Below are 6,344 nucleotides of genomic sequence, written 5' to 3' on the forward strand. Positions count from 1 at the left end.
GAAAAAAACACTTTTAATTTTAAGCTTATTTACTTTATCTTTTTTTGGAACAGCTTGTTCTAGTGACGATAACTCTTCAAAAGATACAGAGCAGGTAGTCAAACCAGACCCCGGTAAACAGGAGAATCTCCTTGTAGGAACATGGCAAATTAAGTCTATTCATTTTACCAAATTTGTTGAAGAAGGTATACCAGCAAGTGATGCTTGTATGATAGAAGGTCTTACAGGATATGAGTTTAAGAAAGATAAGACATTTGTATTTTTAGCAGGTGAGAACAGTGCATTTGACCCTTCTGCTAAAAAATACTGGGAATGGTCAGCAAACGAGAATAGTTTTGAAATTAAGCAATTAAATATTGCAATGCCTCCCTACAATTTTGGGTTAACAACATTGGATTTAAAAGTGGAGAAAAGTGGAGATACTCATACCATGAGCTTTAAAGCTGAGCTGGCAAATGGTTCTCAAGCTGATTTTGTCTTAGAGAAAACAAAGGTAGATCCGAGTATCGCTTCAAAAATAACACTACCAAATGGAGATGTGTTTTCATGTGGGTTGTTTAGCGATCCAGTTATTAAAAAGTCTGATCTATTAAATTCAACATGGGTATTAGAGAAAGGACAAGAAGTATTCAAACAAACTTTCGACACAAGTATTGAGGTTACTCAATCAGATAGAGCAAAATCTGTTTTAGTGTACTCGTTCTTACAAGCAGATAAGAGTTTATTCAAGTACACTTTTCCAATGGGAGTAATTTCTGCAAAAGAAGATACTTGGACTTGGGATGATAAACAAAAATCCTTTAAAACAGCTTATCATACAGAGAATAGCTTTGCAAAAAGTGATATGCGATTCACTGTACTTGTAAAGAAGATTTCGGATTCAAAACTTGAGTTTACTTTCACAGACGACAAGGGTACAAATCTAAAGAGAACCTTTGTTAAGTATGATACATTTATCTCTACAACTGATCAGCTTGACGGTATCAATGAAGTTTTAAATGAGATAGTAGCTGCAGGAGAGAAGAAATAACAATATATAAGTTAGGGAAGAGAATATGAATATATTCAAACAATGGGTAATGGCATTGATGCTGATTGTATCAGTGCCATTTTTTAAAGCAAGTGCAAGTGAAGTAATTAGTAATAATATACTACAAGGCCAGTGGAGAGTAAGTAAAGTAAACTTTCATAGTTCTCCTGCCGATAAACAGAATAAGTTTACAAGTTATCATATGCAACAGGGTATTGTTCGCTATGATTTTAAAGCCAATAATGAGTTTAGCTTTGTTGTTCCCAATAAGAAGAACAATAGACCGGAGGATGGAAGATACTGGCTCTGGAATAAAGAAGGACATGATGGTTTCTCTATCAATCAAATCTCGTTAAATAGTCCCCCATTTAACTTTGGTTTGACAGCTAAGATAACACAGGTGGATTCTTATAATACTTATAGCGTAATTACCTTAGAGGTCGTGTTTCATGCCGATCAGCAAACCGCTACTATGACACTAACAAACTTAAATGATGTTAATTGGGATAATCCGCCAGTGATTTATGTAAATAATATAGCATTATGAAATGGCGGTTTATTCTTCTTCTTATCCTTTTTCCTTGCTTAGGCTTCTCTCAAGTATTTGATAAACTTCAAGGACAGGTTGTAGATGGGTTAAATCAAACGGTAGCTAATGCAACTCTATATCTGTTAGAGGCTGATAGACAAGAAAAAACAGATGCTCAAGGCAGGTTTTCTTTTGATGCTGTAATTAAGGGAAATTATACATTATTGGTAGAAGTTAGTAGCCCTTTACAAGAAGCAATAGTTTACCTGAGTAAAGATTCCGATTGGAACAATGTGTCGATAAAGGTCAAGCCAAAGGATCGTTTATTAGATAATATTACAATTCAAGCAAAGAGCAAAAGCGAAAGATTGCAGCATGCTGCAATTAAATCTGATATTGTACAGGTACAAACAAGTGCCATTAAATCTGCTTCTATAGAGGAGCTTATCAGTAGTACTCCAGGAGTGAAGGTTAGAAGTATAGGAGGGCTTGGGGCAAATAGCAATATAATAGTGGGCGGATTTACAGGTAATGCCGTTCGTTTTTTAGTAGATGACATTCCTATGGATTATCTCGGGAGTAGCTATGGTATAAACAAAGTTCCAACCAATATGTTGGAGCGAGTAGAAGTGTATAAAGGGGTACTGCCCTCCAAAATTGGAATTGATGCTTTAGGCAGCGCTATAAATCTTGTTACTTTAGAAAAAAAAGAAACTGCAGCCACACTTTCCTATGAGACAGGATCTTATAACACGCATATAGGTTCTGTTAATGCAAGTGTTTTATTGTCACCGAATTGGAGTTTGGGAACCAATAGTTTTTACAATTATTCCGACAATAATTTTAAAGTAAATAACTTGCCTTATCTAGAGGAGAAAACAGGTAATACAACCTATATTAAAGCAAAGCTGTTTCACAATTCCTTTGAACAAGCAAACATGCAGTTTTACCTTCAAGGAAATGACCTTTCTTGGGCTGATAAAATCTCATTTAGTGTTCATTCTTATGAGTTGTCAAAAGATATTCAAAATGATGCTTATTCCAGAGCAAGAGCTTTTGGTAAGGCTTATAGGAAAGAAAAAGGGCGCTTTATACCAAGTTTAACTTATAAAAAGGCATTCTTAAATCATCGTTTGCAATGGAGCCAGTTTTTGGTTTATAGTAAGATAGATTATGAGCTATTTGACAAGACAAAGAACGTTTATTACGATTGGAAAGGTAATGCACATCAAACGGTATCTTCCTCTGAGATGGGAAATTTGGTCATCAAAGATGGTTATTTAAAAAATACTCAAAGCCAGTTTACCACAAGAGGTAATTTAAGTTATTTATTAAGTGATTATGTGTTGATTGAAAACAATACAGTCTTTAGTCACTATAATACAAAATCTACCTTAGATGAGCTTAATTCAAGTGGTACAAACTATCAAAAGTTAGTGAGCAGTTTTGCCATTGACTTTACTTTATTTGAGAGTCGCGTTTTTTTAAATACACAAGTCAAATTCTTGCATGGACACTTAAAGGCTAAATACAATGCTAGTGATAATCCCCATGAGCTGTTGGTTAAAGAAAAGACTGTGAGTAAAACGGGAATGAGTTTCTCCCAAGCTGTAAAGTATCAAATAGATAAGCAAAATTACATTCGTTTTTCTTACGAGAATACTTATAGGTTACCTGATAAGGAAGAATTCTTTGGTGATAATAATTTTGTTATTTCTAATTATGATTTGAATCCAGAGAAGAGTTATAACCTAAACTTGGGTTATACTTTCACAAATAAAAAGTTAGCTGCTCAAGTGAATACTTATTATCGAAAGACTACAGATTTAATTCGATTAAAAGATATTAATCAATATCAAGCTGTCTTTCTAAATTTAGATAAAGTAAAGGGATTCGGTGTAGAGGTGGATGTAAACTATAAGCCTATTAAGCACTTGACTTTCTCGGCAAATTTAACTTGGAATGACTTTCGTTTAGAGTCAAGTAAAGACAATTTGTTAAATACCCAACACTATAAAAAAGCCAGGATAGCTAATATGCCTTTTTACTATACAAACTTTAGTGTATCGTATAATTTTAAAGACGTCTTATTAATTGATAGCGACTTGAGTTTATATTGGAACTACTCCTATGTACATCAGTACTATTTAGATTTTATAGAAAAGCAATTTGAACCTAATGGCTTTTTGGGCTTGTGGGGAGATTCTAAGATTAATACGAGTCGAATTATACCTGTGCAACATTTAAACAATCTTGGTATTGTTTATCAAAAGCATATTGGTAGACATCAAGTAGCTGTAGCGGCAGAGGTAAAGAACTTATTTAACCATGAGATTTACAATGAATTTAAGATGCAAAATCCTGGTCGTAACTATAGAGTGAAATTGACTTATAGTTTTTAAATATTTATATAAAAGCGATATGATACAATTTGTAAAAGGTCAAAAAATAATTGAAGTAGTGAAAAAGACAATAGAATTTTATGCGAGTTTTACTCGATATATGATGGTGGTTCTCTTTGTTGGGTTATTCAGTTCGTGTACAATTAATAACCTCAAGGAAGAAAGTAGCGATGCTAAGTTGAATTACGATAGCTTTAACTATGTCTTGGCTACTGAAGATGCATCAACTCCTGATATTACAAGATTCTTTTCTTTTACCTTATCTGAGATAGACAATAAACGAAATTATGACCTGATTAAGGACAATAGTATATTTACCAATTCAGACCCTTCGACATCTTCTGGCCATGTGTTTTACAAGGATTATATCTTTAGTATGGCTAAGGATAAAAAAGGATATTCTTCAACACCTGGGCTTTATAAACTCAAACTAAATAGTAGTAACCGCTTGTATATAGACAAAGAGATTAGTATTAACAAAGACAATTTATTTCCCTCGCGTAAGTTGTGTGTAGTGGATCAAAATACTGGTTTTTTCTACAATGAAGGTATTGCACCTCAGACTATTCAGCGATTTAACCCAACAAGTATGCAACTTGAAGGTAAAATTGATCTAAAGCCATTTATACAAAAGTTTAGACCAGAGGCTAAATGGGTAGATGAATCTGGGAATAACCTTGTTCGCACAGGTTCATTAGTTTTGGATCACAAACAAGGAAAGCTCTTTATTAGTGTGGTGTTCTTAGAAAAGGCAAGTTTTAACTTAATTAGCGAGAAGGAGAATAGCTTCTACCTAGCTGTGGTTGATATAGCTACAATGCGATTTGAAAAGTTTATTGCTTATGACAAGGCTAAAACAGTAAGCTTCTTTGTGTCAGAGAATCAGTCAACAACTAAAGACCAGCAAGGTAACTTATATTTTGCCTCTTGGGGGTGGAATCAGTTTTATTCCCATTTTCCTTCTCAAGTCTTTAGGATTAAAGACTCAGAAACTGACTTTGACAAAGAATTTATTGTGGATATAGAAAAGCATTTTGGAACGCAGCATATCGTACAGTCAATTCTTTCCTATAACAACAAGCTTTATTTACATATCTCTCAAGGAGTTTATCGCTTTGATTCAAGTGAGGATAGTGCAACCAAGTTTAGCTTGCAAATGGGGTATTATGAGGTAGATCCCAAATCGCCAGATCAATTCAAAAAACTAGATATCCCCTTGTCAAACCCTTCTTCGCGAATGAATGTATTTACAGTGGTAGATGATAAATTATTTGTCTGCGTACCTAATTCAGATCCCTTAAAGTTCAATGGGGTGTATAGTGTAGATAGAAATGGACAGGTTAAGAAGGTCTTGCAAATTGCCAATAAGTATAAGCCAACAAGATTTTATAAGTTAGATCCTTATGGTCAGTAAATAACAGAATAATATATCTTAAGTTAATTATTAATTCAATCCTGAAAAGGCAGTGGGTGGTAGATTTTACTCCTGCTGCTTTTTTTATGGCTAAAAATATTACTCAAAATGGCTTTCAATAGCCGCGTCTTAGTTGAATTCTTTCACGTTTTAGCGGGGTTAATTGTTGTTTTAGTCGTGTTTTTATCCCATTGGGTAGAAAATTTAAAGGCGATGGAACAACGAGAAGCTATCTTTGTAGTGTAAGTAAAACACCCATTAAAAATTACAAAACAGGTTTTTAGAGTTCAAGTGATTTTGTTTTGTAAAAGTACTGTAGTAATCAACAGTTCGTACTAGGTTTATATTAAGTATTAAAGGTTTGTTTATTGTGAGCAGATTACTACAAAAAAAAGCTTGTAATCCCTATTTATAGGAGATTATGAGCTTTTTCATTTTAATATCTATTCTTTGAAGTAACCCAAAAGAACAAGCCTATACTCATTGTAATAATAGAGGAGAAAGTTTCCCAATTTTTGTTCTCAGCCTCGAAGATAAATTTATCGTTATTAGAGTCTTTATACACCTTAACATTTTGACTTTGTTTAAGGTCGCTTGTAACTGTTTTAGGAAGTTGTTTGCTGTATATTTTATCTTGAAATTTAAAGTGGATATTGTGCTTGTCTTGATAATTTGGTTCCTGTAGAATTTCCACCATAGTACTTTGACCAAAAAGAGCAATTCTCTTTTCGTCTGTATTGTATAAAAGCATGATAATGGATAAGCAAAAGATAACAATGCCTGCTATTTTTAGTTTGTTTTTCATAATAAATCCAAAATCGTTGTTTGATTTGTATACAAATATATATAAAAAGTAATTACTTTAACTGTTTTGACCCCTATAAACCTAGAGTATTTTTAAATTTTTAAAGTATAATGTTTTAGGCTACTTTTTCTCTGCTACAAATCAAGTGTTTGTCCTTTTCCCAT

6 protein-coding genes are annotated in these 6,344 nt (G+C 33.3%); 5 read left to right on the forward strand and 1 reads right to left on the reverse strand.

The annotated features are described in order from the left end of the window. The 5 genes from GOQ24_RS15560 to GOQ24_RS15580 form a co-directional block, all read left to right on the forward strand. On the forward strand, positions 1-1,030 hold a 1,030-nt coding region (locus GOQ24_RS15560; protein ID WP_160340098.1), incomplete at its 5' end, for a hypothetical protein. A gap of 25 nt (positions 1,031-1,055) precedes the next feature. Next, the gene (locus tag GOQ24_RS15565; RefSeq protein ID WP_160340099.1) at positions 1,056-1,577 is read left to right on the forward strand and encodes a hypothetical protein; all 522 of its coding nucleotides are present in this window, start codon (positions 1,056-1,058) and stop codon (positions 1,575-1,577) included. Next, on the forward strand, positions 1,574-3,961 hold the full coding sequence (locus GOQ24_RS15570) for a TonB-dependent receptor (RefSeq protein WP_160340100.1): 2,388 nt from the start codon (positions 1,574-1,576) through the stop codon (positions 3,959-3,961). Before GOQ24_RS15565 ends, GOQ24_RS15570 begins: the two co-directional genes overlap by 4 nt. 19 nt (positions 3,962-3,980) lie before the next feature. Further along, positions 3,981-5,375, forward strand: a complete 1,395-nt coding sequence (locus GOQ24_RS15575) for a hypothetical protein (protein WP_160340101.1) — start codon at positions 3,981-3,983, stop codon at positions 5,373-5,375. Positions 5,376-5,483: 108 nt separating this feature from the next. Further along, on the forward strand, positions 5,484-5,621 hold the full coding sequence (locus GOQ24_RS15580) for a hypothetical protein (protein ID WP_155092644.1): 138 nt from the start codon (positions 5,484-5,486) through the stop codon (positions 5,619-5,621). 190 nt (positions 5,622-5,811) lie between these two features. On the opposite strand, the gene GOQ24_RS15585 is transcribed toward GOQ24_RS15580, so the two are convergent. Further along, positions 5,812-6,180, reverse strand: a complete 369-nt coding sequence (locus GOQ24_RS15585) for a hypothetical protein (protein ID WP_160340102.1) — start codon at positions 6,178-6,180, stop codon at positions 5,812-5,814. Between the last annotated feature and the right edge of the window lie 164 nt (positions 6,181-6,344).

The sequence above is a fragment of the Myroides sp. LoEW2-1 genome (assembly GCF_009767705.1).
Taxonomy (GTDB): domain Bacteria; phylum Bacteroidota; class Bacteroidia; order Flavobacteriales; family Flavobacteriaceae; genus Flavobacterium; species Flavobacterium album_A.

Bases quoted from the DNA above. Each gene is read 5' to 3' on its own strand.
- GOQ24_RS15565 (WP_160340099.1), top strand. From the start codon at position 1,056: ATGAATATATTCAAACAATGGGTAATGGCATTGATGCTGATTGTATCA.
- GOQ24_RS15570 (WP_160340100.1), top strand. From the start codon at position 1,574: ATGAAATGGCGGTTTATTCTTCTTCTTATCCTTTTTCCTTGCTTAGGC.
- GOQ24_RS15575 (WP_160340101.1), top strand. From the start codon at position 3,981: ATGATACAATTTGTAAAAGGTCAAAAAATAATTGAAGTAGTGAAAAAG.
- GOQ24_RS15580 (WP_155092644.1), top strand. From the start codon at position 5,484: ATGGCTTTCAATAGCCGCGTCTTAGTTGAATTCTTTCACGTTTTAGCG.
- GOQ24_RS15585 (WP_160340102.1), bottom strand. From the start codon at position 6,180: ATGAAAAACAAACTAAAAATAGCAGGCATTGTTATCTTTTGCTTATCC.